1 protein-coding gene is annotated in these 1,242 nt (G+C 33.1%); it reads right to left on the bottom strand.

Annotation, left to right across the window (positions count from 1 at the left end; translation table 11 throughout):
• Positions 1-77: 77 nt before the first annotated feature.
• Positions 78-1,136, bottom strand: a complete 1,059-nt coding sequence (locus GGG_RS0118900) for a TonB family protein (RefSeq protein WP_010117984.1) — start codon at positions 1,134-1,136, stop codon at positions 78-80.
• Between the last annotated feature and the right edge of the window lie 106 nt (positions 1,137-1,242).

Genomic DNA, 1,242 nt, shown 5'->3' with positions numbered 1-1,242 from the left:
CTCTTAAATCTATATAAAAGCTCATTTCATAAATTGAATCAACAATAAATACCGCATTTCCGTATTCACCAATTCTTTTACTGTTCTGATAATCCAATAGAAATAGGCAATTGCAATTTAGTTATTACAGGTTTTCCATCCTTCAAAGGTTTTTGAAATTGCCAACGTTGCACCTGTGTTAATAACAACCACGTAAGATCATCATCTTCTGGAGAAATGACTTTAGGTAATTGAACTATTCCCTCTTCATCCAGATAAAATTCAATAAGAACTTCATTATATTTTTTACTCTTAATGAGCTCTGAAGGTATATTGGGATATGGAGTATACAACGCAAGCGGAACTGAATCTAACTGGTTAGAGTCAATCAGTCTTGCATCATTATTTTTAATATATTTTAAAATCTTTTTAGCTGAATCATTTACCCCAATATCCCGATCTCTTGAGTTAAAATGATACTCTCTCGATAGTGCAGCCCAACTTGGTTGACCACCTTTGATTGCTGGATCAAAAATCCAAGAACTAAATGAAGCTTGAGCAGATAAACCAAACTCTGGTTGCGTTGACGACAATATTTTAGATTCCACTACGCGACCATGAGGATCAACAATGATCATTACATTCGCTTTTCCAGTTTGATTTTTTTTCAATAAATCTAAGGGATAAACAGTAGGTACTACAATTTTTATTTGTGGAGCGATATCAAACTGAAATTTTTCGGGTAACCCATTAGAAGCACTTGATATTTTAAATGGAGCATCTCCGTTGTTCTCGCTTAGTTCCTCAAGCATAAAATCATAAGGTATTTCAATTTCGACTTCTTCTTTTATGGGCTTAAATTTTGTCGCCAAGATATTTTGAACAACCACTTTTTCTAAATCAGGATGAATTGATTCTAAGACTACAACCTGAGTAACCTCCCCCTGCTTATTAATGACTACTTTTACATTGGCCCTCCCACCATTTCCTACTTTAAGTAAGTTTTTGGGATAAACCATTTTAGGTATTACTAACGGCTCTAGTCTCGACCCTTTAACTTCTGATAATTTTGGACTTGTATCTTGCAAAGCCCCAGGCTGCGCATAAGCTGTTAAATTTATAAATATCAATATTATAAATATCCAAGTAATCTTCATAAAAATTCCATTTTTAAATATAAGAGACTTAGGAGGTATGCATATTTAAATCGTAAGTAATTTATACTGTATTTTTCAACTTATGAATAAAATTATTTCCCCCAAC

It is taken from the genome of Acinetobacter sp. P8-3-8 (assembly GCF_000214135.1).
Classification (GTDB): domain Bacteria; phylum Pseudomonadota; class Gammaproteobacteria; order Pseudomonadales; family Moraxellaceae; genus Acinetobacter.
The sequence above is the reverse complement of the archived record's forward strand: the minus strand, read 5'-3'. Positions and strand labels throughout refer to the sequence as shown.